This window comes from Microcoleus sp. Pol12B5, from assembly GCF_036701335.1.
In the GTDB taxonomy this organism is placed as follows: Bacteria; Cyanobacteriota; Cyanobacteriia; order Cyanobacteriales; family Microcoleaceae; genus Microcoleus.
The window spans coordinates 164,106-188,458 of the sequence record NZ_JAUBQQ010000006.1; the positions used below are offsets into that span (position 1 = coordinate 164,106).

Consider the following 24,353-nt stretch of genomic DNA (forward strand, 5'->3'; position numbering starts at 1 on the left):
AGATAAAAGGCAAGACTCTAAGTCCAGCATGGCTTAAACCAGACAAAACCGTTAGGCTCGGCAAATCCAATAATTGTCCGTAAAATCTGTAACTGTGCTATTTCTAGAAAACAAAACCAGCTTTGGCAAAATTTAGAGTTTCATGTTAAATGCGAACGGGAGCATATTGGCAGACAATCCATCAAGCGCCTCGCAGTGGGCGCAAGAAGCTTTAGGGCTTCCCGAAGTTCAAGTACAAGCGCGTTTGCGGGGAAATCATCTGCACATTTTGTGCGAAGCAGCGCAGTGTCCGTCTCAAGAATTGGTGACGGCGAGATTTACCAATGCCCTCGAACACACTGATTTAACGCGATTGCTGCCCGATCGACCTAAAATTTACCAGTTGTTTCTGTGCGGCCGCAAAATCGGTTCCCGACAAAATGACTGGACAGTCCGGCTCGATTGCAGCAGTCCCAAGCGACAGCAACAGCCACAGCCACAGCAACCGGAACCAAAAGTTGCCGAAGTACCGCCGCCAGCGAGTTCCCCCGACGAACCGCCAGCAAGCCCTAAAAGAGGCGGATTTTTCGGCAAATTTAAGAATGACAACCAGAAACTCAAACAGACACCAAAACCGATAGAAACAGCAGCCCACCCGCCGCAAGTACGGGAAGAACTGGATTTTGACGCCGAAAGTCTGCCCATCGCCTCCCGCATTCAATACCCAGAAGCTTTTGAAACTTCCCCCGTGACGATCGACACTTCGGCTGCTGCGATGCGGGAAGTTGTCGGTTCCGCCGTTCCCCCGCAGCAGAAAGCGAACCGTGGCGCGGTGGCTTTGATTCAATCCCCCGAAGCCGGCTCAGGCGAGGGCGATCGCGATGGAACATTGACGGTTTCGCCGGAAACTTTGGCGCGCCGGGGCTATCCAGATGCGATCGCCAGCTATCTCAGCGAAATCCTCGGGCCGATGGGAGTTTCGGTGAAAGTCAGCATTCGCGAAAAAGAACTCAAAAGCAGCGGAGAAACCCTGCCGGTGGGGCCGGAAAATATCAAGCCCAAGGAACGGCGACTGCTAGTGCTGTGCGAGTCAGCTTACAGCCCCGACCCCTCCTTGCTGGCAGAACCCATCGCCGGCAGGCTGCGGAAACTGCAACTAGAGGATTTCCGGGAAGCAGTGATAGCCAGCCAAGTCAGCGGCGAAGCGAAACCGGACTGGCTGCTGCGGGTGGATTTGACTTCGCCGGACAAAATTCTCAAGGAATGGGCCAGGTGGGGAGACGTACAGTCGATCGCCAAACTGCTAAATCAACACTTGGCTGCATCAAGAGTCGAAGTGCGGGCCACCCTCAAAGAAGCAACCCTCCACCTGTTTTGCAGCAAAACTGCCAAAAAAGGACAAAAGCCTAAACGGCAAGAATACCCCGACAAGCAGCAAACCACCGACGCGATCGCCCCTTTGTTAGCCTCCTTTGCGCCCCAAGGCATCCGCGCAGCTACTATCTACGGCGTAGAACCAGCCAAGGACTCTCAGGCGGCGCCTGAGTCCCCCGTGTGGATAGACTGGGTGGACTTGCCTGCAGCCCACCACCCCGACTTGGCTGCAAACGCTAGAACGCTGGCAGTCGAGGGCGACCAATTGGCTCTGACTTTTTTATTGAACAGGTTGCTCAACCCCAATCTCAAACGCAAGCTGGAAACAGGAGGAATTCGGGCTGTCGTGCTGCAAAAAGCCAACGTGCTGCACGTCATGACAGAAGCTCTGACTTGCCCTTCTCAGTCGAAGGTCGGGCCGCCGGTGGCGAAATTTTTGCGACACTTACAAATTCCGGGAGTGGTAGGGCTGCGAGTCTACGGACGCCGTGCCGGCCAGAAACTGCCCCTGTGGCGCTACGCAATCGACCTCAGAACGGCTGTTGACGAGGAATCAGCGACGGTACCCGCACCAGTTCCCTCCCAAGTGGCTGTGTTGGAAAAGGAACCGGTGCCGGAGTTTGCGCCGGCGGAGGATGGGAGTTTTTCGGGTTTGGGCGACAATTTGGTGTTCGATGCTCCGGCGCCCAACTCCTGGCGGCCCCGCTTCAAAATCAGACTCCCCGGATACAATCTGGGCGAGCAATTAGTTCAAGCTGCGGTGCAACCGCTTGTAGCTTCGGGTTTGTTTGTTCCCAACGATGGTTTATCAACGAATGCTGCTGCGCCGGGGGGTGTGAGAGCCGATCGCGCGGCGCGAATGGCTTTGATTTGGGCGATCGCCGGCTGTCTGCTGACTTTCAATACCGATTGGCTCCTCGGTCAATTTCTGCAATCTGCGACGGTCACTCAAGCTCCTAGCGCTTCCGAAGTTTGCAGCGGCCCAAATTGTCAAAATTCATCCCCCAAGGCTGTGGACGACGTTACAGCCCCACTTCCGAAGGCAACCCCGAAACCAGTTCCCCCTGCTGAGGAGGTGAATTTGCCTCAAACTCCGTTGCAGCCGTCGCCGGAAGCCAACCGGGAAGAAGCTTTTAATGGCTCTGGGTTTACGAAACCGGGCAATACTAGCGTTCCTGTAGCTGATGTTTCTGCTCCTCCGGTGTTCCCGACTTTGAGGAGCGAGCAGCTTGACGACCAAATAGCGCGCTATCAAGAGTATATCCACCTGCACAAAAAACCGCCGGATATTTTAATTGTCGGTAGTTCGAGGGCGCTGCGCGGTATCGACCCGGCGGTTTTGGAAACCGCTTTGGCAGCTTCGGGCTATCCGGGGCTGAGGGCTTACAATTTTGGGGTTAATGGAGCTACTCTCCAAGTTGTAGATTCGCTCATCCGCCGGATTTTGCCGCCGCAACAACTGCCGAAATTGCTGGTGTTGGCTGACGGGGCGAGGGCTCTCAACAGCGGGCGGCCGGATTTGACTTTTAGTGCGATCGCTTCTTCGGAAGGTTACAGGCAATTGAGCCGGGGTAGTTTTCTGATCCGCACCAATCAATTAGAATCCGAAACATCGAAGGAAAGCGCCAACAATCCGGTGGCGACTGCGACTGAATTGGTGAACAATTTGGGAGAAGCTCAAGCTAATGTTCAGCAATTGGTGAGTCAAAAGTTGGTTGAGGGTTCTGTAACTTACAAAAAACGCGATCGACTTAAAGGGTTTTTGCGATTGATCGTTAATCCCTCATTAGCCCCTGTTGCCACCGACAGCCCCCAAACCGCAGCCCTGGGTGAACAAACAACTGAAAACGTTCAGCCCACTGCTGCGAGTAAACCAGTCAGCGAGTATCAACCAAATGGCTTTTTGCCGATCGATATACGCTTCAATCCCGAAACATACTTTCAGAAGCACCCGAAAGTATCTGGTTATTACGACTCCGACTATCAAAATTTTAAATTAGTAGGCGAACAAGCTCTAGCACTCAAAAATCTGATCGAATTTACCAAGGTTCGCAACATCAATCTCGTGTTTGTGAATATGCCTCTGACTGAAGATTATTTAGACCCGGTGCGGACAGGTTACGAACAAGAATTCCGCCAATATATGCAAGAATTAGCAGCTCAAAGCGGACTAATTTTCCTAGATAAGAGTTTATTGTGGCCCCAGGCGCGAGAATCTTTTTCCGACCCCAGCCACCTCAACCGTTACGGTGCTGTTGCAGTGTCTAAACGGTTGGCTCAAGATCCCATGATTCCCTGGCCAGCGAAACAATAGTTTTTAATTTTGAGTTTTGAGTTATTTTAGAAGTTAAATGATCCTAACGTTGCGAGTGCGGCGCGACTATCTCAAAACTATTCTTTCCTGCGGCTAAATACTGAAAATGAAAAGATTGATATTTCCTGAAAATAGCAAAAATACACAGATAAAAAAGCCTAGAAAAAATCTGCCTTTGATATTTTTTATATTATCTTTAGCATTTTTCTGTTTCAGTTTGTATAAAGGTTTCTTCTTACCTGTAGCTTTATCATCTGGGCCGCCCAGCAACGAACAAAGTAGCGAACAGCAAACTCTGGCACCCTTTGAAGAGGTTGTCAAAGATGCGAAAAAGTTAGAGGGACTATTTACTCTTTACCGCAATCAAGCAACTGATAAAGTATATCTGGAAATTAAACCGCAACAACTCGACAAAAAGTTCCTGTGCTTTGTGACATTGGCATCGGGTTTGGGGGAAGCAGGCATTTTGAGCGGAATGCCGATCGGCGATTTCTTGTTTCAACTGCGGCGCGTCCAAAATAACGTGCAGTTTGTGATCCCAAATATAAATTTTCGCACAAGTCCGGGCGACCCGCAAGCAGGTTCAGTAGCACGGGGATTTAGCGACTCGATTCTCTATTCTTTGCCTCTCAAAAGCATTGATCCGCAAAGACAAACTCTGCTGATCGATTTAGGAGATTTGCTGATGAGCGAAAAACGCGATTTACCAGGGGTAAAAGCGATTTTGCCGATGCTTTTGGGCGCTTCGTACTCGATCGATGCAGACAAGTCTTCTTTTAAAGATGTTAAAGCGTTTCCGCTGAATGTGGAGATTGCTTCTGTCTATGGTTTTTCTAGCGATAATGACAGTGAACTTAACTATTTACCTTCGATTCCTGACAGTCGGGCTTTTAACCTCCGCATTCACTATAGTTTCTCGGAAGTGCCGCTAAATAACGGCTACCGCCCCAGACTTGCGGACGAGCGAGTGGGCTATTTTCTCACAGCATATAAGGACTTTTCTGACAAGAGTAGCGGGGAGCCTTTTGTGCGCTATATCAATCGCTGGCATTTGCAAAAGCAAATCCCGACAGCGCCGATGTCGCCTCCGGTGCAGCCGATCGTCTTTTGGATTGAAAATAATGTGCCTCCCGAATACCGAAATGCAATTCGCGAGGGAGTCTTGGAGTGGAACAAAGCTTTTGAAAAGGCAGGCTTTACTGAGGCAATTCAGGTTAAACAAATGCCGGACAATGCTAAATGGGACCCGGCTGATGTTCGCTACAATACTATCCGCTGGTCGAGTTCTTTTGAGCCTCAGTTTGCCGGCATCGGGCCGTCTCGCACTAACCCGCTGACGGGGGAAATTTTGGATGCTGACATTCTGTTGGATGCTAATGTTGTCCGGGAAATCAAACAGGGTTATCGGTCTTTGGTGGAACAAAATCGATCGCTATCTAAGAGTTTTCAAGGGCGAAACGGTTCTAATACCAATCCCTGTCAGTTCGGGATGTATTCTCGCTATTTGAATGTGCTAGAAAATGGGGATTTAGGAAAAAGCAACGGGGAAAATGCTCAAGGTGGAATGGCTGATGATTTGCCGACTTTGGTAGAAAGATACCAAGAGCAAAAGCGCTCGCCTTTATCGCGGTTGATGTCGAGTTCGGATATGTGTTTTGGGTTGGAATCGAGCCGCCAGTTTGCGATGGGGGCAATGTCGATGGATCTGTTGGAAAATGCAGCGCCTAGCAGTGGGGCGATTGACAATTATGTTAATCAATATATCAGATATTTGGCGGCGCACGAAGTCGGTCACACTCTTGGTTTGAGGCACAATTTTCACGGGAGTACGATGCTGCAACCGGAGGATTTGAACAATACTCAGGTAACTCGCACGCAAGGTATGATTGCGTCGGTGATGGATTATGTACCGATTAATTTGGCACCTGCCGGAACTGTGCAGGGCGACTATTATCCAACGATTGTAGGGCCTTATGACGATTGGGCGATCGAGTACGGTTACAAGGTGATTGGCGGCGTAAACCCGAACAGCGACTTACCAGCGCTGCAACAAATTGCCAGCCGCGCTGCCCAAGCCCAATTAGCTTACGCGCCGGATGAGGATTCTGTCGATCTCGATCCCGCTGCAAATACCTTTGATCTCAGCGCCAATATGCTGAGGTATTCGCAATGGCAATTGGATAATGCTAGGGCGATGTGGAAGCGTTTGGAAAAGCGAATTCCGGTTGGGGAAGACGGTTATAACGAACTGCGGGTGATGTTTGATTCGGTGTTCGGGTATTATGTCAACCAAGTGATGAATGCTACTTTGTATGTGGGGGGACAGTCGTTTAGTCGGATTCGCCCTGGAGATACTAATGCGAAGTTGCCGTTTGTGCCGATCGAACTTTCTCAGCAGCGAGAAGCTTTAGCAACCCTTGAAAAGTACGTTTTTGCACCGGATGCGTTTAGTTTTGCGCCGGAGTTGCTGAATAAATTGGCGCCTTCGCGCTGGGAACACTGGGGAAGTCCGGCTTTGGTGTTTCCTCTAGATTACCCGATCGGCGATCGAATTACTTTTTTGCAGCGGTTTGTGTTGCGAGTTTTGCTATCTCCGACGCGCTTGGCGAGGCTGCGGGATGCCGAGTTAAAATCAGCGCCGGAAACTGCTTTGAGGTTGCCGGAAGTGTTGGAGACTGTGCAAAAGGATATTTGGCAAGAGGTTTTGCAGCCGGAAAAGAAGATGCAAATTTCAACTTTTCGGCGTTCTTTGCAGCGGGAACATTTAGCAATTTTGATCGGAATGGTGCTGCGAAAAACGAATGTTCCAGAGGATGCGCGGAGTTTGGCTTGGTACGAGTTGCGACAGTTGCGGGAGGGTTTGAGCAAGAGTATTCGGAATTTGGATCGGAATGCGGATGCTTATACGCGGGCTCATTTGGAGGAAACGCGCGATCGAATTTCTAAGGTTTTGAATTCGCAAATTCAGTCGAATTAATTTGGTCTAAACTCCCTTTTACAGCTTTAATTGTTCATTGTCGTTGGCGAACTACCATAGGCTTAATCTAATGGCGACTTTACCCTACTCAAGTACAAGCGTTACCGATCCACCATTACGGTCTGGAACGCTTCGGATAGTCTCTGCGATTTCGTCGAACATTGTTTGATCGCCCGCGAGAACCTCCCTTCTTCTTTGTTCGCGCAAGCCTATGTCGTCTGCGAAACGCTCAAAGGGCCAGTCGCAGGAACATTCGTCGTCAAGGTATTTCAGCAGGGCTAGCACATCGAGAACGCACTGGGAACGCTGGGACTCCCTCCAAACGATGGTGTACGGGTATTCCAGTCCGAAGCCTCTGAAGAGACAGTCATCGAAAGCCATCATCGAATTACCGAAGTAGCCACCCGGCCCGTTCACAGCTTCCCCGATCGCACAATAGAAGCCAAGAAGTGTATCGAAAAGGCTTCCATCGAGGACGATTACGCGACCAGGAGCTTTTGACACTAACACACCGCCGATGTCGAAAAAACGTTGCGAGGCATAGGTGAGCCACGATCGGCGGCCCGCCTCGTCGAGAGGGCACCACTCATTGAGAGATTGCGGGGGAAATGGAAATGATGCCATTGTCTGAAACCTTTTTCAGTAGGTTGGGTGGTTGGAAGTCTAGGTTGGTGGCGTTCTTGCAGGGCGTTGAGGATGTAGCGATCGAACTTTCAATAGTTTTTGACCCAAACACGGAGGAGATTATTCAATGGCAACCGCAAATCAACCCGTAGACGAATGGCGTGAGACGTTGGAGAAAATTCTCCAATACTATGCGGATATTCCTTATACTTATGGGGATGTGATTACCTATGTGGTGGTCAGCCGCGATCGCAACCATTTTATACTGATACATGAAGGTTGGGAAAATCATCTGCGAGTTCATGGCTATGTGGTTCATGCCGAAATTCGCAATGACAAAATCTGGATTCATTATGATGGTATTGAAGACGGCATCACTGGTGAACTCGTCGCCTCTGGCGTACCCAAAGATCGGATTGTTCTGGCTTTTCATCCACCGGAAGTCCGAGAGTACACTGGATATGCGATCGCGTAACCTCTGCGGAACTTATGTGGTATATGATAGATAAACATAACAGCCCCTATGCCTGCCAAAGACTTTTATCACGATACTGTCTGCACCGCCCTCATCAAAGACGGTTGGACAATTACTAACGATCCTTTCAAGCTCAGAGTTGGCGGACGTTCAGTCTACGTTGATTTGGGCGCAAAAAAGCTCTTCGCAGCCGAGAAGCAAGGGCGCAAAATTGCCGTAGAAATCAAAAGCTTTCTCGATCCATCACTTGTAAGCGAGTTAGAAAAGGCACTCGGTCAATACGATTTGTATTATCTGATTATGGAGGATGAAGATCCAGAACGAGTCCTTTACCTAGCGATAGCCCAAACCGTATTTGCAGGTTTTTTCTCAGAAGAGATATGTCAAATGGTACTTCGTAAAAAAAGCATTAACCTGATTATTTTTGATTCAGAAACAGAGGAGATTGTTCAATGGATAGACTAAAATTTTATCAAGATACAATTGAGAAAATTCTTAAAGATCATGCTGCTATCTCTTATAGTCATGGCGACATTCAGCAATATGTCATCATTGATGCCGATCGAGCTCATTTTCTACTCTTCAATGAAGGTTGGGATCGTAAAAAGCGCGTTCACGGTTGCGTCACCCATGTCCAAATTATCGGAGAAAAAATTTGGATTCACTATGACGGCATCGAAGACGGCATCACCGTTGAACTCGTCGCGGCTGGTGTGCCCAAAGACCACATTGTTCTGGCTTTTCATCCACCGGAAGTCCGAGAGTACACTGGATATGCGATCGCATAGCTTCTCGTCTTGACCGAGATTTTAGATAATATCAGCTTGGTAGCGTATATCGCACCTTAATAATTTTTTGGGCAATACAGAGTACCCTACAAATAATTTGCAAACGCTAAACTTCTGTCATCGCAACGATTTGAGCGGTGGTTAATACCAACTGAGGGAACGTTGGAGAAACAATAATGGCTTCTCCTTGATATCGCTGTGCCTGATATTCACCATCGATTAAGCGGTTGATGGTCACGGTAGACTGTTTTGGAGAACCAATATACTGAACGCCTCCCAACCCTGCATAATCAACGATCCAATACTCCAGGATTCCTAAAGTTTCATACTCATTCAATTTGATGCGGTAATCATCCCGCCAATTCGTACTGACAACTTCGATCGCCAAGGGAGGTGGAATATAAGCAGCAGCAGAGGCAGAACTTTGACGCATTCTGACCCATTCTTCCTTGGCAAACACCACAATGTCGGCTTTACGACTCGATTCACTTTCGCCCGGGGCAGCGTTCAATCTGACTTGTTTACTTTGTCGGGGAACGTAGGGAAGGTTCAAGGATTGGCAATGATCTACCAAGAGACGACATAAACCATCGACGACATCCTCATGTTTGGCTGTGGGTTCACTCAGGGGCATGGCAACTCCATTGACTAGCTCGAATGACCTACCGGAGTCGTCATCCCAGTTGAGAAATTCCTCGAAGGAAAGGGTTTTTTGGGCGATCGCAACCATTGATATTAACCTTTTGCGTAGGTTGGCTCTCTGTTGTCTGTTTCCAGCTTAACGTGAGGTAGAGAGATAAATCGCTGCTTTTGTAGGGTGCGTTAACGAAGTATATCCTAAACTTTGACACCTCTTCTCGGTTTTACTGCCCGCGTCCTGCTTTGCAATCTACGAAACCTAATGCTTCTGTGTCGAGAAAACTGGCGATCGAAATGGCGATCGAAATGGCGATCGGATATTCAATTTTTGCAGCACCCGCAATTAGAGCTGCTTTAATTCGTTCTGGCAAACGTCCCAAAATAACGTTCCGGTTGAGCGGCAGCAGATCGAGCAGAACGATAGATGAAAAGACTCTCAACTGTCCGCTCCAACCGGATTGTTGTACTGCTGGCTGCTTATTTCTCATGGAAAGCTGTCCGTAACTCACCAAGAATAGCCTGAATACCGCTCCAGTCAAATTTATCAATCATACTTTTATCTTGATAACACAACTTAAGATTAGCTTCAAACTTTGCCTGTAGGTTCCCTTTGTTCAAAACCTCGCCTTGATACTGTTGCAATACCTCATCATAACCACGCCACTGAATTGGTGTGAGAGAACCATCATCAGACTTCAAAACATCAAGTCCTAGATAGAGTTCAAGACTGCCCGCCAATCTATTGACATTCATGATCACTGTACCTTGTGGTCCCAATGTCGGATAGTTTGTCGCAATTTGAATGTCAGGGTATCGTAGTACACGAACGTTCTCAGGGAGCTTTACATCTTTTAATGCACGCATAGCAGAACGGGCTGCCGTATCATTATCAAAGAAAGCAACAATCCGATTACTAATTCCTGCACCAATAAACGCTTTCACTGTTTTTACAAGTTCAGAAGCACTACCAGACACTTTTGCAACCTCAAAATCCATAAAAGAATAATAATTTACCAGATGAGGGTATAGCAGCCTGAGAGAGCCTTCCAAAACTCGTATATCTGACTTACCTTCTGTAAGAACAACTACCTTTTGAATTGTATGATCATCAGACATACGCCAACGGGCACTCGCACAAAAATCTTCACTAGCGTTAAAATACTCGCCTATTGAACACTCCGTCAGATCGTAGGACAATTCCGCTTGTATCCCTATAATCTCCAAAGCAGCACGAATAAAAGCACGGCAATCATATGATGGGAAACCAAAAAACTCATACTCCCAATCAGATTTATCCAGCATATAGCGAACAGTTAGCGGTAATTCTTGAGGAAATGATTTCTGATCTCGCCAATCATATGCTCTACTTGGAAGCAATTTATTAGCAACGATACATTTGAAACCTTCCAACCATTTCTCAAAGGTAAGTTCTTGCCAAACAGCTTCTTCTTGATCGAGGAAGCTTCTTGAACGATCATTTTTTGCCCAGTAAGGTTCTGTTCTATACCGAGCTAAATCATTGAGGCGATCGTGAACCCCTTCTTGAAAGATGCATTCTGTCTTTGACATTGTAAAACCCATAAATTCAAGACGGTCTCTTATAACTGCAAGGCTAGCAGCATACTCAATAATATTTTCTGGAAATTCCTCCCAATCTTCAAATTGCTGATTCCTTTCAATGTCATGAAAATACGGGCGTACCCGCTTATCCGTTTCATCAAACAATATCATCACATTTGGATCGAAATCATCTTCCACCGATCTCATTTTGATACCATCAATACTTAGAAATGAGTAGCTACCCATAGTTAATTAGGTTTATAAGCCCAAAAGGTCATTGTCAATCAATTATGATAAATGTATTTCACCAAAGGTAGCAGTAATCCACACAGCAATGGCTGGCGATAGATGAGCATTCAACCAAATTGTCATGCGGCTAAAACGGGATGGTCGAGTTTGCGGACTGCATACAACAGCGCAGCTTTAATATCGTCAAGTTCCAAGTCTGGCAATTCTTCGAGAATTTGCTCAAAACTTAAACCCGCAACTAGCAATTCTAGGATATCGATGACTCGAATCCGCATTCCCCGGATGCAGGGACGATCGCCACATTGTCTTGGATTCACTGTAATTCTGTCAAACAGATAAGCAACGGATGCTGGCATTGTTTGAAACCTTTGTCTCTAGCTTACCTCATTTATTGCTCGAAATTCACACCGCGATATAATTCTGCGATCGCCACTTCCAACTCAATACTCTATAAAGTATTATTTGTAGGCTAGGCGTAGGCAGGAAGTGGCTCATAAACGAGTTGCATGAGTTTTTCGGAGGGAATGGTTTCCATTGCATAGGTATTACCTTGAGCATCGGCAAAATCTACTAGATAAGCGCGATCGTCAAAGCTCATGAGAATAGTGCCAACTTGTCCGGTCCGGAGCAAAATCGGCCCAGAGGTGTCTTTATGGATGGCCTGAATTTCTGCGGTCAAGGCAACAACATCATACTCGTGTAACGTCATTATAGTATCCTCACTTATTGACAGGATAGGTATTAGTTAGCCGGGGAAAGTCTTCATCGGTGCGAATCATCCAACATGACAGCACCCAAGAGCTTCCTGTTTCCGTAGTCATGAAAAATTTGATATCATACTGGGTTCCATAGTTGTCTGTTTTATAAATTTCTGCCTCCTGATTGACCGCACATTCTAATAAAGCGACTTCTAAAATAGCTTTGTTTTCTAGTGTAATTCCCAATCGATTTCTAAACAGGATGGCTTTATCTTTTCCTTTGGGATGCTGCATATTTAGTGAGTATCGCTCAAGCTTGTCGCCCAGCAGTGCCTTGTCTCCGTTGGGTAGTTTCATCTGTCCAAATGGTTAAATCACTGGGTGGAAAGTTTTCATTTGCTAGAAACCCCATTAACTTGCCTCAGCAAAGAGTAAAGGTGTGTAAAATACGTCTTCTTTGAGGCACTCAGCCGCGAAAGCAAACACAGCTTGTAGAGATTCAGCATTAAGCGTTGGGTAGTTTTCTAGAATTTGTTGGTGCGTCCAACCTTCTGAAAATAGCCCTAGAACGAACTCCACTGATATTCGTGTCCCCTTAATTATAGGCTTGCCAAGCAGAATTTTAGGATTTGAGTGAATGTGTGCTTTCCAGTTCATAGCCAGTGCGCCTCTATAGGGTTTTCATCTATTATCAGCATAGTTAAAATTATAAAATTTATGACCACAGCAGTATCTATTGACATTGGTACGCTCATTACACGCACTCCCGGACTGCATGGTGGATGTCCCCACCTCGTCGGTAAAGGCGTTACCGTTCGCCGCATCGTAACCTGATACAAGCGAGGATCGAATGCTGAAGAGATTTGCGATCGCATCGGACATCTCACCCTCGCCGAAGTCTACGCCGCACTCACCTACTATCATGCCAAAACCCAAGAAATTGAAACTGATTTGCTCCATCAAGCAGCAGAAGCCAAGCGTCTTGAAGCTTTGCACAGCAACTTTGGTAAATATGAAATGCTAAAATAATAAATCATACATCGCCCACACAAAAATCTACTAGATAAGCACTATCCTCAAACTGGGAAAGAGAAACTGATTTTTACCGGATAAATTTAGGGGGTGTAGGAGGAATAGCGGCAATGAAGTAAAGTTTTATAACAAGACTCAACACTTGTGATCCTTGACTAAACTGTAAAGTTCGAGCTCTTCAAACTGCCCTCGGTGAAAAACACGCTGTTTTTGGCTACCTTCCTGCGTCATTCCCAGCTTTTGTAGCACCTTAGCCGAGGCTATATTCCGCCTGAGACTAGTTGCATAAATGCGATCGAGCTTTAATGTTTAAAATATTCAAGACTGATTTAGTGTAATTGATTCGTTTTTTTCTCAAAAATTATGTCTGCTAACACTGCAAAAAATCATTACTTCCGATTGGCATTGTTCTGGGCGTTTCTGGGTAGTTTGGGAAGCTTGGCGGTGTTCCCTTATGCCCTGTCTCTCAATCCGGCAGCTAGTCAATTGCCTGCACCGCTACCTCTTTTGGCGATCGCCTCCGCCCTGCAAACCGGAATTTTTCTAATTCTCTTTTGTTGGATTGGACTGCGCCTCGGTAACTCGATCGGAATTGATACCCCCATAGCTCGTGCTTTGGTATATCGACAGCCTTTCGCGCCAATATCTAAATCGGCCCTTAACACGGCGCTAATTGTAGGCTGCATCGGTGGAATCGTCCTGATTGGATTGAGTTTAGCTTTCCAACCTTGGATGCCGCCAATGGCAACTCCAACAACGCTCGAAATTGACCTATGGAAACGCATATTAGCTTCCTTCTACGGAGGCATCACCGAAGAACTCTTGCTGCGACTGTTCGGTATGACATTGATGGCGTGGCTACTTTGGAAGATTTTTGAGCGAGACAAACTGCAACCCTCTACATGGATTTTTTGGCTGGCAATTGTAGCGGCTGCAATATTGTTTGGTGTGGGTCATTTGCCTGCGGCTGCGAATGTCTGGGCATTAACCCCGATCGTCATTCTTCGCACCATTACACTCAATGCCCTCTTAGGAATTCCTTTTGGTTTTCTTTACTGGCGTTGGGGATTAGAATACGCTATGTTATCTCATTTTTTGGCTGATTTGGTACTGCACGGAATTGGAGGAAGTTAGCAGGAGATGGAAACAATGCAATGGTACAACGAACCTTTACAATGGCATGAGGATAACGATGTTGTCCACATTACCGCCGGGGCAAAGACTGACTTTTGGCGGCAAACTCATTACGGATTCATTCGCGATAACGGCAACTTTTACTACCATCAAGTGTCAGGCGACTTTACAGCCGAAGTCAAAATTACTGGTAGCTATCGATCGCTCTACGATCAAGCAGGATTGATGATTAGAGAGAGCGAAAATATCTGGCTCAAGTGCGGCATTGAGTTTGTTGAGGGAGTGCAAAACGTGAGTGCGGTTGTGACACGAGACTATTCCGATTGGTCTGTTATGGCGCTTGAAGTGCCGCCCGTTTCCCTGTGGCTGCGGGTAAAGCGCCGAGCTGAAACGGTGGAAGTGCAATACTCGTTGAATGGGTCAGACTATTCAATGATGCGACTGGCATATCTAACTGAGTCACCAATCGTTCAAGTTGGGTTAATGTGTGCGGCTCCCCAAGGTGAAGGCTTTGCAGTCGAATTTGAAGGGTTTAAGCATAGTAAGCTGATCTAATGTGGATGGTAAAAAAACCGATTACTGCGCCACTTTATATAAAATTAAAATTAGGGGTGAGTGCTTTTCACTTACCCCAGCCATTTTTTGTGCGTCTTTTAACAAACCAATTGCAGCAAGAAATCGCCACAAAAGAGGCTCAATTGCTACTAGATAGCCTTGTCGATACTCAGCCCCAAAATCGCGAATACTCCCAGCAAGTGACCGGCGCTCATGCAAGCCAGAAATGCCGGTACGCTAACATTGTTGAACAAAGACGGGAAGGGCAAAGGCATTTTCGGCCCGACGTGGGGATACCAAATTCTGCGGCTGAGAACTAGCAATGCTAAGATATTGCAAACAAACATCACCAGAGGCTTTTGCCAATTTCCTGATGCTGTGTCAGTCACTGTCGATGCTACTACTGCCAGTAAATTTGAGTTAATCATTGTTGATGCTCCTATTTTTCATAAACTATTCAGAAATGCTCGATGAGATTTCTTGCCAAAAATACAGCAGGGGCGATCGCCTTTACGTAATAAATATCTGTCGGTATCAATATTCACCGCGCCAGCGACAGCGCCCCCACCCATAATCATCGAATCACAGCAAAAAATCTTTTAATGCCATTCAAAAGTAACGAAAGATACAAAGGGACACAACCATACTCGCTGCCATTTGTAACTTTTAGCCTGTCTGGCACTGGCGGCATTTAGTCACGCTGCCAGACAGGAAAGAGTGCTGCTCATTAGTGAGCAATGTATGTAGGCAGAAAGTGGAGAATGTCACGTAGAACGCTATATCCAGCAGCATCCCAGAGCAAATAAGCTAAGAAACCGATCATCGCTAAGCGACCGTTCCAAAGTTCTGCTTGCGGGTTGAAGCCAAACAAAAAGGCATTCCGATCTTTGCCGTTGTAAGCATTAGCCGTAGGAGGCAGGTTAGTAGGACGAGTTTCCATGTTTTTACATTCCTTAACAATGTTTCGCTTCTCATGGTAGCGACCTAATTTCTGCTTTGCTATCTGTCTCTAGGCTCAAGATACACACAAGTCTAAAGGAGGATTTTGAAACAAAAAATAAAGTGTTAAGTTTTGTTGCGCGAGATTTTTCAGCTATCGCCTGTATCTGTAAATACTAAATACAACTGCAAGCTGAGGTTGCCGCTGTGAAAGGCTCGATCGCCCCGTAGTGACAAACAACGGCGCTGGTGACTCGACAATACTGAATCCGCGCTCCGCTAGAAGCAAGAAAATTTAGTAAATTTCAACTGAAAAGCCGAACACGATCGCCCTTGAGTTAACTAAAATAAGAGATAAACAGATCGATCGGGAGAAACAGTTATCGAAACCATCTACGGCAATCTTCAAGGTTTAAAGTCCAGCCAGCTCAAGCAACTCGAAAAGCTTTACCACCAGCGACTACCGGGCGATCGCATCACCACTGCAGAATTTGCCCAGCGCGTCGCGGCCATCAGCACGGAAATAGACAAACCAATCTGCACCTACATCAACCGCCGCGGACAAGTAATTCGCGTCGGCGTCGGTACACCCCGCCAAACGCAGATTGCGCCCCTAGAATTGCCTCGCTACGGCGGAGGTCGCCTCAGCGGCATTCGCTGCATCGCCACCCACCTGAAGCCAGAAACCCCAAGCGAAGCAGCCCTCACAGCAATGGCAATTCAGCGCCTGGATGCCCTGGTTTGGCTGACACTGACCGGCGGAGGATTTCAGCGCCGGGGGGGCGGTGCGACTGGTTACATCCAAGAAACTTATCTCGCTCACTTGATACCCCAGGGAGACCAGCCAAATTTTGAGTTTTCTGTTTTGAGCGCTCAGTTAGAACCAGATTCAACTGATAAAATAGAAGAGCCTTCTATTCAAAAGTCACTAATTCAAACTCCACACTTTCCCTGGAAAATATCAGAACCGCTGAATTTAGACGAACTCGCCGACCAAGACTTTCTGGATTTGGTGGAAGGGCTCGAAGCAGAGTTTCAAGCAGAGTTTGTCGCTAAGCAGGTCGATGCAGACCAAGACAAAGTGCTGTTGGTAGGTATCATGACTCAGCACATGACTCAGTTGGAGTTTGAGGACGGGCTCGCAGAAATCACCCGACTGGTTGAAAGCGCCGGGGGTCAGGTACTGCAAACAGTGCGCCAAAAACGATCGCGCCCCCATCCGCAGACAGTCGTCGGCGAAGGCAAAGTTCAGGAAATTTCCCTCACCGCTCAGACGATTAGCGCTAACCTCGTGGTATTCGATCGCGACCTGGCCCCCGCACAAATACGGAACTTGGAAACTCAGATAGGTCTTCGCGTTGTCGATCGAACAGAAGTAATTCTCGACATCTTTGCCCAAAGAGCTCGATCGAGCGAGGGTAAATTGCAAGTCGAACTCGCTCAGCTAGAGTACGCCCTGCCCCGGCTCAGAGGTCGCGGTCAGGCAATGTCGAGACAGGGTGGCGGCATCGGTACCAGAGGCCCAGGGGAAACCAAGCTAGAAACCGAACGGCGGACGATCGCCAAACGCATTTCTCGATTGCAGCAAGAAGTAAATCAACTGCTGGCGCACCGCTTCCGGCTGCGGCAGAACCGCCATCATCACGATGTACCCTCAGTGGCGATCGTTGGCTACACCAACGCCGGTAAATCTACTCTGCTCAACCTGCTCACCAATTCCGAGGTGTACGCCGCCGATCAGTTATTTGCCACCCTCGACCCCACAACTCGACGGTTGACCATTCCCGGCACTGTCACCAGGGAACCGCTGTCGATCGTCCTCACAGATACAGTGGGCTTTATTCGCGAACTGCCCCCCGCCTTGATCGACGCTTTCCGGGCTACCCTCGAAGAAGTCACTGACGCCGATGCTTTGCTGCATCTCGTCGATCTCTCCCATCCCGCGTGGCAGAGCCAAATTCGATCGGTCATGAATATTTTGACAGATATGCCCGTAACTCCCGGCCCAGCCCTTGTAGTCTTTAACAAAATCGATGTCGTAGATGGAGAGACTCTCGCCATCGCCCGAGAAGAATTTCCTCAAGCAGTATTTATTTCGGCCGCCAAAGGTCTTGGGATGGAAACTCTCCGCGACAGACTTGCTCAGCTCATTCAATACGTCCTCTACCCTCGGTAAATACTTAAATATTCCTTTTGAATAGTTGACATCGGGGAATATACGTACATATACTGAGGACAGATCTAGTCGAACTATGAGATTATAAAAGAGTAGTCAGATTGTGCATTGCAAAGTACAATACAGCATCTCTATTTTGCGCTCGGTTAAATAAATAATTGCCCGAGACCGCGGTCAAGGTAAAAAGACTCTTTGTTAATGGCTGTAAAGGCTGTTGCTTCAGAGGTTGCAAAAAGATGTTGCTTCACTCTGGCCCAACCACGGTACGGAATGTCAAGGTGAAAGAGAATAATATTATTAAAGTGTTTGGGCACTCATCTCAAGCGCTATACTATCTTTTACAGGCGTCCGCGAGAGAATACATCCATTTATTGTAAGAACTCTAAAATCCTTGCCCGTCGTACAGCGCTAATCTCTAGGACTATTTCTATTTTTCGATTTTACCACTGTTTAACTAAATAGTTATGTGTACGCCACTGGCAAAACTAGCAATTGGACTCTCTGCCACAATGGCAACAGCGTTTTACTATCTAGCTGCCGCCCCTCCGGCAGCAGCAGTAGATGTCTGCGGTCCGGGAAATTATTCTACTGCCTGTGCCTCCAGCCAGACATCAACAGCAACGACATCCGACCCGCAATTGGCGACCGAGGGGAGTTTGTCCCAAATATACATCACACCTTCGAGAAGCTCAACTTCTATTCCTGAACCGGGTACTGCGATCGCAGTCCTACTAACAGGGGCAGGAATGATCTGTTCGTGCAGAAAGCGAAACAAGCAGGTTGGTCCGCAGCGCTAGGCAGGCTGATGACCAACCTGTTTGCCTTTACAATGTCTCCGTTTTTTTAAGCATGGGTATTTGTTTACTTAAATTTATATAAAAAATAAAAAATTGTATAAAAAATAACTTGACACCTCGCTTCGGTTGTGCGCTGCAAATAGACCCGGATGTTGAAGGAAGAAAGCGATAGCGACTTCAGTCAGGGTAAAAAAAAGGAAGAAGGCAAATGCACTTCCCGGCAAGGGTTTCAGCAGTGAATAACCTCCGGTGTAAAAGATAAGGTTGCTAGATGTTGCTATATATAATAAAAATTAAAATATAAAAATTAAAATAAGATTGGTTAAGATCAATCCTTCGGACAGTTTTTTATAGGCAACCGTAGAATAAGGGTTTCAAGGCTCCAAGGCAAGTTGGCTACCAACGAAAAATCCAGGGTTTCAGCCTAGGAACTAAAAACAGTCCGCACTATGGTTAAGATTACAATTAAAAAATATTGTTATTGTTTGAGCGTCCCATGACCCCTAAAGTAGAAATTTACACTTGGAGAACCTGCCCGTTTTGCATTCGTGCTAAAGCACTGCTGAAACGAAAAGGGATTGATTTTACAGAGTACGCGATCGACGGAGATGAAGCAGCACGCGCTCAAATGAGCGATCGAGCCAACGGAGGTCGCAGCCTGCCACAAATATTCATTAACGACGAACACATAGGTGGCTGCGACGACATCCACAAACTCGATGCTCTAGGCCAGCTAGACCCCCTGCTAGCAGCAAAATGAGCCATTCCCTGTCGAATTTTCCGTTAGCCAAAATTTTTCTGCGACCAATTCTTAATTTTAATTGACAATGAAATTTGCATTCATCATCGATCCCCTCGCGCGACTAATTCCAGGACACGATACCAGCGTAGCGCTGATGGAAGCCGCTCAAGAGTTGGGTCACGAAGTCTGGGCGACTCAAGCCAACGAACTAAGCGTCATCGGCGGCAAAACCTGGGCAATGCTCAGTCGGGTAGCCCTCACCCCAGTAAAAGTGGTAGATGGACGCTGGGAGGCGGCTGAGGCTTGGTACCAGGTAGAACAGCCTACTTTGCAGCCTCTGGAAGCAATGGACGCAGTATTTATGCGGACAGATCCCCCAGTCAACATTCCTTACCTCTACGCTACTTACCTTCTAGACGGCATCGATCCGGCTAAAACTTTGGTAGTTAACAGTCCCAAAGGATTGCGGGCGGCGAATGAAAAGATGTATGCTTTGCAATTTGAGGGAGCGATTCCTGAGACAATTGTTTCTCAAAACAAGCAGGTAATTCGGCAATTTGTGGAGAAAAAAGGAGCAGCAGTTCTTAAACCCTTGGGTGGCAAAGCTGGCGAGGGGATTTTGTTCTTGGAAGCGGGCGATCGCAATCTCAACTCCCTGGTCGAAATTAGCACTCAACAAGGGCAAATTCCAGTGATGGTTCAGACTTATCTGCCGGAAGCAAAAGAGGGAGATAAACGGATTATATTGTTGAACGGCAAGCCCATCGGTGCTATCAACCGCATTCCAACCGGCAATGAATTTCGCGGCAACATGGCCGTCGGTGGCCGAGTCGCAAAAACCGAAATTACTGATCGCGAACTGCAAATTTGCGATCAGTTAGAACCAGTGCTGCAACGGGACGGACTGTACTTTGTCGGCATTGATATCATTGGCGGTTATCTCACAGAAGTTAATGTCACCAGCCCTACAGGGATCAGAGAAATTGACTTATTTGACGGCGTTAGTTTGGGAAAACAAGTAATTGGATGGGTGGAGAAGGAAGAAGGAAGAAGAAAGAAGGAAGAAGGATGAGGGAAGAAGCCAAGCACGACACAGATGAGGACGCGGATACACGGATTAATTATCGAACGTCAGGCAGATGTTGCAGTCGTTAGTTATTTGTTAGCTGCTACCAATTCCTAATTCCCAATTCCCAATTCTCAATTATTAAATTATGTTAAAAATTGGCGTTGCAGTAGTCGGTACAGGTTTCGGTCAAAAAGTACACATTCCAGGCTTCCAGGCCCATCACCGGACAGAGGTTGTGGCTGTTTATCACCGGAATTTAGACAAAGCAAAGGCGATCGCCTCTACCCACAATATCCCCTACGCTTGCGACTCGATCGCCGATATAGTAGCGATCCCAGAAGTAGCGGGCGTCAGCATTTCCACACCGCCATTTTTGCATTATGAAATGGCAAAAACCGTCTTGGAAGCAGGCAAGCATTTATTATTAGAAAAACCCACAGCCCTGACAGCAAATGAAGCCAGGGAACTTTACCGATTGGCAAACAACGAATCTCCAACCGATTTTAAAAATGGTGGTTCCAGAGCAATTGCCACAATGGACTTTGAGTTTCGCTTCATCCCCGCATGGCAAATGCTAGCAGAATTATTGGCAGCAGAATATGTGGGAGAAAAGCGTTTAATTAAGATTGATTGGCTAGTTTCGAGCCGCGCTGATGCGAGTCGCCCTTGGAATTGGTACGCGCAAAAAGATCGAGGGGGCGGAGTTTTGGGCGCGACTGGTTCTCACGTTTTTGATTATATTAGCTGGCTGTTCGGCCCGCCTCAAAGGCTCTCTGGGCAATTGATTACAGGAATTTCGCGGCGGCCCGATCCGAATGATTCAGGAAAGTTAAAATTAGTTGATGCAGATGATTCCTGCACGTTGATGTTGGAATTAGCCGGGGGAACTCCTTGTCAAGTTTGTTTGAGTTCTGTTACTTATCAAGGGCGGGGACACTGGGTGGAAATATACGGAAGTAAGGGTAGGTTGGTGTTAGGAAGCGACAACCAGCAAGATTACGTCCACGGATTTCGTTTGTGGGGTTCCCAAGGTGGAGAACCTTTAGCTGAAATCAAAATTCCTCAAAGATTGGAGTTTCCTCAAGTATATCCAGACGGGAGAATTGCACCGTTTATTCGAGTAGTAGATAGGTGGGTAGAAGCAATAGATGCCGGTAAATCTTTGATACCGTCCCTCAGAGAAGGGGTTTACTCACAGTTGTTGATGGATTTGACCCAGGAGTCGAATGCTACGGGAACTTGGGTAGATTTACCTAATATAGATAATTTTTTGGGCACTAAGTAAAAGTAAAAACTGCCAAAGCAATCTCACGCACTCGATCGCACCCCAAACCCGATAAACTACAAATAGAGAAACTCAATTCAACCCTATATCCAGAGTCGGTAGTTGTGAATGGCGCGCCCTGAAAGTCCTTGCCTCAGTATAGCGATCGCTCGCCTGAGAACCGCTGGGGCAAACCATTTTGCCACTTGGGTTCTACAAGCTCCTTATCCCAGCGGGTACGTTCACCACGACTGTATGTGGCCCGATACCCTCTCCCAATCTTGGAAAGCTTGGCAGGAAATGTTTTCGCCCTCCGGGACAATTCACGAATTGCCCCTAAATCCTGATGGCAGTTTCGTCTCGCCAGAAAACAACCAGAATATACTGGCAGAAACTGAACAACGAAGCCCTCAGTCGCTAGACCTCGCTCCAGCGATGCCCTCTGTGCCGCTCCACCTCGGTCAACGGGGGTGGGGCAACAAGGGGGATCTGCATCCGCCTCGGCCACCGGCAAGCTACAGCAGTCGCCTGATGCAGCATTTGGGGATTAATCTTTGGCAGTGGCTGTTTGAAGGGCCGATTCAGGGTAGTCTCCAGGAAAGTAAAGGTATCGCGATCGGGCAAAATCTACCCCTACGAGTGCGCGTAGACTTGCGCGAACCGTATTTAATTGCTTTACCTTGGGAAATTATGCAGCCTCAAGCGGGTCAACCGGCAATTTCTCTGTCGCAGCAACTGCTTTTTAGCCGCACTACCAGCAATGTTGAACCTTTGCCATCCCTGCAGCCTGCGGAGTCGCTCAACATTTTGCTAGTTTTGGGACAAGCAGAACCCGGTGGCGGTGCTAATTCTCAATTTTCCAAGAGTAATAACGGTCATTTGCAGTTGGGAGAAGAAGCACTCGCCCTAGCTGGCGTTCTGGAAAGTGCTTTTCAAACCGACGACAGCGACAAATATTTTGACATCAGCGTTCCGACTCGCGTCGATACTCTGATCGAACCTACTCCGGCGGAACTCATTTCTCGGCTGGAAACGCAAGCTTACAACATTCTGTTTTACGCCGGCCACGGGATACCTGGCCCCGACGGCGGTTTGCTGTTTTTGGGGCCGGAAACGGCGATTAATGGCACTGAACTGGCTCAGGTTTTAGTTCGGTGCCGCGTGACTCTGGCGGTGTTTAATGCCTGCTGGGGAGCTCAGCCGGCGGTGGAGAGGCTGCACTCAACTAACGGTCAGCAACAGGCGATCGCCCGCAGCAGTTTGGCTGAGGTACTGATTCATCACGGGGTGCCTGCGGTGTTGGGGATGCGGGACTCGATCGCCGATCGCGAGGCCCGGAGTTTTATCCAAACTTTTGCCCAAGCTTTGGCCGGACGGATGTCGATCGATCGGGCAGTCGCCGTCGCCAGACAGCAGTTACTAACGCTCTACAAGTTCAATCAACCGGCTTGGACGCTGCCTGTGCTGTATATGCACCCTGAGTTTGACGGCCAGCTAACTGAGCCGGTAGATGACCTCAAAACAGAATTGCCTTTAAATTCTTCTACTTGGTTGGGACGGTTGCCGTCTTGTGCTTATTTGCGGGGGCGCGATCGACCAAATGCCAAATCCACCGAATCTATTAATCAGGTTTGGCCGATTCGCGCAGGTATGGTTCGAGTCGGACGCTGGGAAGAAAATGACGTAGTGATTCGAGAACAGTGGGTTTCTCAAAAACACGCCGAGATTTTCTGCCGGAACACTATCGGAGATAGCCGGGAAGAACCTAGCTACTTCCTGCGCGATTTTTCTCGCTACGGGACTCTAGTTTTGGGATCTGAGGGATGGCAGAGAGTTCACCACCAAGAATTTCTGCTACGCAGCGGGACTCAGCTAAAATTTGGCAGTTCTCAAGGTCAGATTTTTGAGTTCACTATTGAGGTTCCTAAAACTTCGGGGTACAGTGAGACTGATTGCGGAACGAATTAAGGTGCGGGTGTAGCTAATGAAGGTAAGCGGCTACTGGCACAGCAAAGTTCTGGGCGTTGAGTGTCCAGTCTGAATTTAAAAGAGTTACTCACCACTGATAGCTCGCAACTAGCTCTTGGCACAGTCCCCCTTCTGTCTTTTCCTTTTCCCACCTAGGTATTACATCATGGCTACCCAATCTACTGATTCTGAATATTTTCGCGACTCACAAACTCAAGCCCAGATGGAACTTCTCGCCACAATTGTTCAGACTGATGTTGCTTATCCCTGGAATCCTGCACAGCTTGAATCCGAATCTTATTTAGCTGCCCTAGAGCAGGAATTTGCGCTATCTGATTCCTTCAGCGACAGCGATATTGCCCTGAAGTCGCAAGTTTTATTCTCGCAACTAGAACAAGTTTGGCTGACCACTGCTCTGCACAAGTCTTTGCGCGAGAAATTTGCTCGCGTTCCTCAAGATTTTCTGGCCAGCATCGCTCAAAGCGTGCAAAACGCGACTGTTAAGTATCAATCTTTAGCTGACCAAATGGTAGAGTGCGTCTTAGATATTTTGCCTCAGTGGGCTGAGGAAGATTTGCAGGTGTTGGCACGTCCTTTGGCTTATGCCATGCGAGATGTTGATTCGGAAGGGGGGGAATTAGTCATGGCTACTACAAGACCTTGGGCCCAATTGTCGGAAATAGAACAAGCCAGAGTTAGTTTGGCTGTCGCCCGCTATGCAATCTCGCAATTAGAAATGGCTGATGAGTTTTTGGATGGCTAAATTTTTGTGCTGCGAACGCGGTAATTTTTTTAAATTAATATAAAATCAATCTACCTTTAGTTAGATGTCAAATTCATCTAATTGCTAAATTTTCTGGATTGCTATAGTTTGATATAGCAATCCTATTTGATTTGTAGACAAGATATAGCCTTGCTCAGTAAGGATCGCGAATTAAATAACTTACAATTTTAATTGTTATTGTGGGATGGGCGTCCCGCCCGTCCTTTTTGGACGGGC

Annotated in this window: 25 protein-coding genes; 14 read left to right on the top strand and 11 right to left on the bottom strand. The window is 47.4% G+C overall.

All coding sequences use genetic code 11. The features are described 5' to 3' along the window. Positions 1-142 precede the first annotated feature (142 nt). Positions 143-3,667, top strand: a complete 3,525-nt coding sequence (locus tag QUA24_RS05785; RefSeq protein ID WP_333227941.1) for a hypothetical protein — start codon at positions 143-145, stop codon at positions 3,665-3,667. Between the two features lie 106 nt (positions 3,668-3,773). Beyond that, complete coding sequence (locus tag QUA24_RS05790; RefSeq protein ID WP_445242585.1) at positions 3,774-6,644, top strand: zinc-dependent metalloprotease; 2,871 nt, start codon at positions 3,774-3,776, stop codon at positions 6,642-6,644. Positions 6,645-6,728: 84 nt separating this feature from the next. Here the strand turns inward: QUA24_RS05790 and QUA24_RS05795 are convergent, their stop codons facing one another. Then, entirely contained in the window at positions 6,729-7,268 is a 540-nt protein-coding gene (locus tag QUA24_RS05795) for a barstar family protein (protein ID WP_333161553.1), read from the bottom strand. Here QUA24_RS05795 and QUA24_RS05800 point away from each other — a divergent pair. Genes QUA24_RS05800 through QUA24_RS05815 form a run of 4 tightly spaced genes read left to right on the top strand, consistent with a single transcriptional unit; the run spans position 7,259 to position 8,531 of the window. Next, complete coding sequence (locus QUA24_RS05800) at positions 7,259-7,420, top strand: hypothetical protein (RefSeq protein ID WP_333227945.1); 162 nt, start codon at positions 7,259-7,261, stop codon at positions 7,418-7,420. The genes QUA24_RS05795 and QUA24_RS05800 overlap by 10 nt on opposite strands. After that, entirely contained in the window at positions 7,396-7,743 is a 348-nt protein-coding gene (locus QUA24_RS05805) for a XisI protein (RefSeq protein WP_333227947.1), read from the top strand. Before QUA24_RS05800 ends, QUA24_RS05805 begins: the two co-directional genes overlap by 25 nt. Positions 7,744-7,791: 48 nt before the next feature. Continuing rightward, the gene (locus QUA24_RS05810; protein ID WP_333227949.1) at positions 7,792-8,208 is read left to right on the top strand and encodes an element excision factor XisH family protein; all 417 of its coding nucleotides are present in this window, start codon (positions 7,792-7,794) and stop codon (positions 8,206-8,208) included. After that, positions 8,196-8,531 (top strand): XisI protein, encoded by a 336-nt coding sequence (locus QUA24_RS05815; RefSeq protein WP_333227951.1) that lies wholly within the window; start codon positions 8,196-8,198, stop codon positions 8,529-8,531. The genes QUA24_RS05810 and QUA24_RS05815 overlap by 13 nt, the downstream gene beginning before the upstream one ends. A gap of 106 nt (positions 8,532-8,637) precedes the next feature. On the opposite strand, the gene QUA24_RS05820 is transcribed toward QUA24_RS05815, so the two are convergent. The 7 genes from QUA24_RS05820 to QUA24_RS05850 form a co-directional block, all read right to left on the bottom strand. Continuing rightward, entirely contained in the window at positions 8,638-9,261 is a 624-nt protein-coding gene (locus QUA24_RS05820; protein ID WP_333161561.1) for a Uma2 family endonuclease, read from the bottom strand. A gap of 133 nt (positions 9,262-9,394) precedes the next feature. Continuing rightward, entirely contained in the window at positions 9,395-9,658 is a 264-nt protein-coding gene (locus QUA24_RS05825) for a hypothetical protein (RefSeq protein WP_333227953.1), read from the bottom strand. Then, positions 9,648-10,976, bottom strand: coding sequence for a HEPN/Toprim-associated domain-containing protein (locus QUA24_RS05830; RefSeq protein WP_333227955.1), 1,329 nt, complete (start codon positions 10,974-10,976; stop codon positions 9,648-9,650). The genes QUA24_RS05825 and QUA24_RS05830 overlap by 11 nt, the downstream gene beginning before the upstream one ends. A 122-nt stretch (positions 10,977-11,098) precedes the next feature. Further along, the gene (locus QUA24_RS05835; RefSeq protein ID WP_333227957.1) at positions 11,099-11,335 is read right to left on the bottom strand and encodes a DUF433 domain-containing protein; all 237 of its coding nucleotides are present in this window, start codon (positions 11,333-11,335) and stop codon (positions 11,099-11,101) included. Positions 11,336-11,448: 113 nt separating this feature from the next. After that, positions 11,449-11,688 (bottom strand): DUF4926 domain-containing protein, encoded by a 240-nt coding sequence (locus tag QUA24_RS05840; RefSeq protein ID WP_333227959.1) that lies wholly within the window; start codon positions 11,686-11,688, stop codon positions 11,449-11,451. 10 nt (positions 11,689-11,698) lie between these two features. Beyond that, entirely contained in the window at positions 11,699-12,034 is a 336-nt protein-coding gene (locus tag QUA24_RS05845; protein ID WP_333161572.1) for a DUF6883 domain-containing protein, read from the bottom strand. A gap of 54 nt (positions 12,035-12,088) precedes the next feature. After that, positions 12,089-12,334: a DUF433 domain-containing protein gene (locus QUA24_RS05850; RefSeq protein WP_333161573.1), complete on the bottom strand. Its 246-nt coding sequence runs from the start codon at positions 12,332-12,334 to the stop codon at positions 12,089-12,091. A gap of 738 nt (positions 12,335-13,072) precedes the next feature. On the opposite strand from QUA24_RS05850, the gene QUA24_RS05855 reads away from it, so the two are divergent. Both QUA24_RS05855 and QUA24_RS05860 read left to right on the top strand, forming a co-directional pair. Further along, positions 13,073-13,843, top strand: coding sequence for a CPBP family intramembrane glutamic endopeptidase (locus QUA24_RS05855; protein ID WP_333227961.1), 771 nt, complete (start codon positions 13,073-13,075; stop codon positions 13,841-13,843). A 6-nt stretch (positions 13,844-13,849) separates the two neighbouring features. Next, entirely contained in the window at positions 13,850-14,398 is a 549-nt protein-coding gene (locus QUA24_RS05860; protein WP_333227964.1) for a DUF1349 domain-containing protein, read from the top strand. Positions 14,399-14,547: 149 nt separating this feature from the next. Here the strand turns inward: QUA24_RS05860 and psaK are convergent, their stop codons facing one another. Both psaK and QUA24_RS05870 read right to left on the bottom strand, forming a co-directional pair. After that, positions 14,548-14,826 carry a photosystem I reaction center subunit PsaK gene (psaK, locus tag QUA24_RS05865; protein WP_190742373.1) on the bottom strand — a complete coding sequence of 93 codons (279 nt, stop codon included), beginning with the start codon at positions 14,824-14,826 and terminating at the stop codon, positions 14,548-14,550. A gap of 299 nt (positions 14,827-15,125) precedes the next feature. Next, positions 15,126-15,338, bottom strand: coding sequence for a chlorophyll a/b-binding protein (locus QUA24_RS05870; RefSeq protein WP_006634547.1), 213 nt, complete (start codon positions 15,336-15,338; stop codon positions 15,126-15,128). A 381-nt stretch (positions 15,339-15,719) separates the two neighbouring features. On the opposite strand from QUA24_RS05870, the gene hflX reads away from it, so the two are divergent. Further along, on the top strand, positions 15,720-17,513 hold the full coding sequence (gene hflX / locus QUA24_RS05875; RefSeq protein WP_333227990.1) for a GTPase HflX: 1,794 nt from the start codon (positions 15,720-15,722) through the stop codon (positions 17,511-17,513). 580 nt (positions 17,514-18,093) lie between these two features. On the opposite strand, the gene QUA24_RS05880 is transcribed toward hflX, so the two are convergent. Beyond that, the gene (locus tag QUA24_RS05880; protein ID WP_333227966.1) at positions 18,094-18,288 is read right to left on the bottom strand and encodes a hypothetical protein; all 195 of its coding nucleotides are present in this window, start codon (positions 18,286-18,288) and stop codon (positions 18,094-18,096) included. A gap of 518 nt (positions 18,289-18,806) precedes the next feature. On the opposite strand from QUA24_RS05880, the gene grxC reads away from it, so the two are divergent. The 5 genes from grxC (at position 18,807) to QUA24_RS05905 (ending at position 24,116) form a co-directional block, all read left to right on the top strand. Next, entirely contained in the window at positions 18,807-19,070 is a 264-nt protein-coding gene (gene grxC / locus QUA24_RS05885) for a glutaredoxin 3 (RefSeq protein WP_333227968.1), read from the top strand. Positions 19,071-19,137: 67 nt separating this feature from the next. Further along, on the top strand, positions 19,138-20,124 hold the full coding sequence (gene gshB, locus QUA24_RS05890) for a glutathione synthase (protein ID WP_333227970.1): 987 nt from the start codon (positions 19,138-19,140) through the stop codon (positions 20,122-20,124). 142 nt (positions 20,125-20,266) lie between these two features. After that, on the top strand, positions 20,267-21,406 hold the full coding sequence (locus tag QUA24_RS05895; protein ID WP_333227972.1) for a Gfo/Idh/MocA family oxidoreductase: 1,140 nt from the start codon (positions 20,267-20,269) through the stop codon (positions 21,404-21,406). A 108-nt stretch (positions 21,407-21,514) separates the two neighbouring features. After that, complete coding sequence (locus QUA24_RS05900; RefSeq protein ID WP_333227974.1) at positions 21,515-23,353, top strand: CHAT domain-containing protein; 1,839 nt, start codon at positions 21,515-21,517, stop codon at positions 23,351-23,353. A gap of 166 nt (positions 23,354-23,519) precedes the next feature. Continuing rightward, the gene (locus QUA24_RS05905) at positions 23,520-24,116 is read left to right on the top strand and encodes a hypothetical protein (RefSeq protein WP_333227976.1); all 597 of its coding nucleotides are present in this window, start codon (positions 23,520-23,522) and stop codon (positions 24,114-24,116) included. Positions 24,117-24,353 lie beyond the last annotated feature (237 nt).

Bases quoted from the DNA above. Each gene is read 5' to 3' on its own strand.
- QUA24_RS05860 (WP_333227964.1), top strand. From the start codon at position 13,850: ATGGAAACAATGCAATGGTACAACGAACCTTTACAATGGCATGAGGAT.
- QUA24_RS05900 (WP_333227974.1), top strand. From the start codon at position 21,515: ATGGCGCGCCCTGAAAGTCCTTGCCTCAGTATAGCGATCGCTCGCCTG.
- QUA24_RS05895 (WP_333227972.1), top strand. From the start codon at position 20,267: ATGTTAAAAATTGGCGTTGCAGTAGTCGGTACAGGTTTCGGTCAAAAA.
- QUA24_RS05820 (WP_333161561.1), bottom strand. From the start codon at position 9,261: ATGGTTGCGATCGCCCAAAAAACCCTTTCCTTCGAGGAATTTCTCAAC.
- QUA24_RS05850 (WP_333161573.1), bottom strand. From the start codon at position 12,334: ATGAACTGGAAAGCACACATTCACTCAAATCCTAAAATTCTGCTTGGC.
- QUA24_RS05835 (WP_333227957.1), bottom strand. From the start codon at position 11,335: ATGCCAGCATCCGTTGCTTATCTGTTTGACAGAATTACAGTGAATCCA.
- QUA24_RS05815 (WP_333227951.1), top strand. From the start codon at position 8,196: ATGGATAGACTAAAATTTTATCAAGATACAATTGAGAAAATTCTTAAA.
- gshB (WP_333227970.1), top strand. From the start codon at position 19,138: ATGAAATTTGCATTCATCATCGATCCCCTCGCGCGACTAATTCCAGGA.
- QUA24_RS05785 (WP_333227941.1), top strand. From the start codon at position 143: ATGTTAAATGCGAACGGGAGCATATTGGCAGACAATCCATCAAGCGCC.
- grxC (WP_333227968.1), top strand. From the start codon at position 18,807: ATGACCCCTAAAGTAGAAATTTACACTTGGAGAACCTGCCCGTTTTGC.
- QUA24_RS05830 (WP_333227955.1), bottom strand. From the start codon at position 10,976: ATGGGTAGCTACTCATTTCTAAGTATTGATGGTATCAAAATGAGATCG.
- QUA24_RS05905 (WP_333227976.1), top strand. From the start codon at position 23,520: ATGGCTACCCAATCTACTGATTCTGAATATTTTCGCGACTCACAAACT.
- psaK (WP_190742373.1), bottom strand. From the start codon at position 14,826: ATGATTAACTCAAATTTACTGGCAGTAGTAGCATCGACAGTGACTGAC.
- QUA24_RS05790 (WP_445242585.1), top strand. From the start codon at position 3,774: ATGAAAAGATTGATATTTCCTGAAAATAGCAAAAATACACAGATAAAA.
- QUA24_RS05805 (WP_333227947.1), top strand. From the start codon at position 7,396: ATGGCAACCGCAAATCAACCCGTAGACGAATGGCGTGAGACGTTGGAG.
- QUA24_RS05840 (WP_333227959.1), bottom strand. From the start codon at position 11,688: ATGACGTTACACGAGTATGATGTTGTTGCCTTGACCGCAGAAATTCAG.
- QUA24_RS05845 (WP_333161572.1), bottom strand. From the start codon at position 12,034: ATGAAACTACCCAACGGAGACAAGGCACTGCTGGGCGACAAGCTTGAG.
- QUA24_RS05800 (WP_333227945.1), top strand. From the start codon at position 7,259: ATGATGCCATTGTCTGAAACCTTTTTCAGTAGGTTGGGTGGTTGGAAG.
- QUA24_RS05855 (WP_333227961.1), top strand. From the start codon at position 13,073: ATGTCTGCTAACACTGCAAAAAATCATTACTTCCGATTGGCATTGTTC.
- QUA24_RS05870 (WP_006634547.1), bottom strand. From the start codon at position 15,338: ATGGAAACTCGTCCTACTAACCTGCCTCCTACGGCTAATGCTTACAAC.
- QUA24_RS05810 (WP_333227949.1), top strand. From the start codon at position 7,792: ATGCCTGCCAAAGACTTTTATCACGATACTGTCTGCACCGCCCTCATC.
- QUA24_RS05795 (WP_333161553.1), bottom strand. From the start codon at position 7,268: ATGGCATCATTTCCATTTCCCCCGCAATCTCTCAATGAGTGGTGCCCT.
- QUA24_RS05825 (WP_333227953.1), bottom strand. From the start codon at position 9,658: ATGAGAAATAAGCAGCCAGCAGTACAACAATCCGGTTGGAGCGGACAG.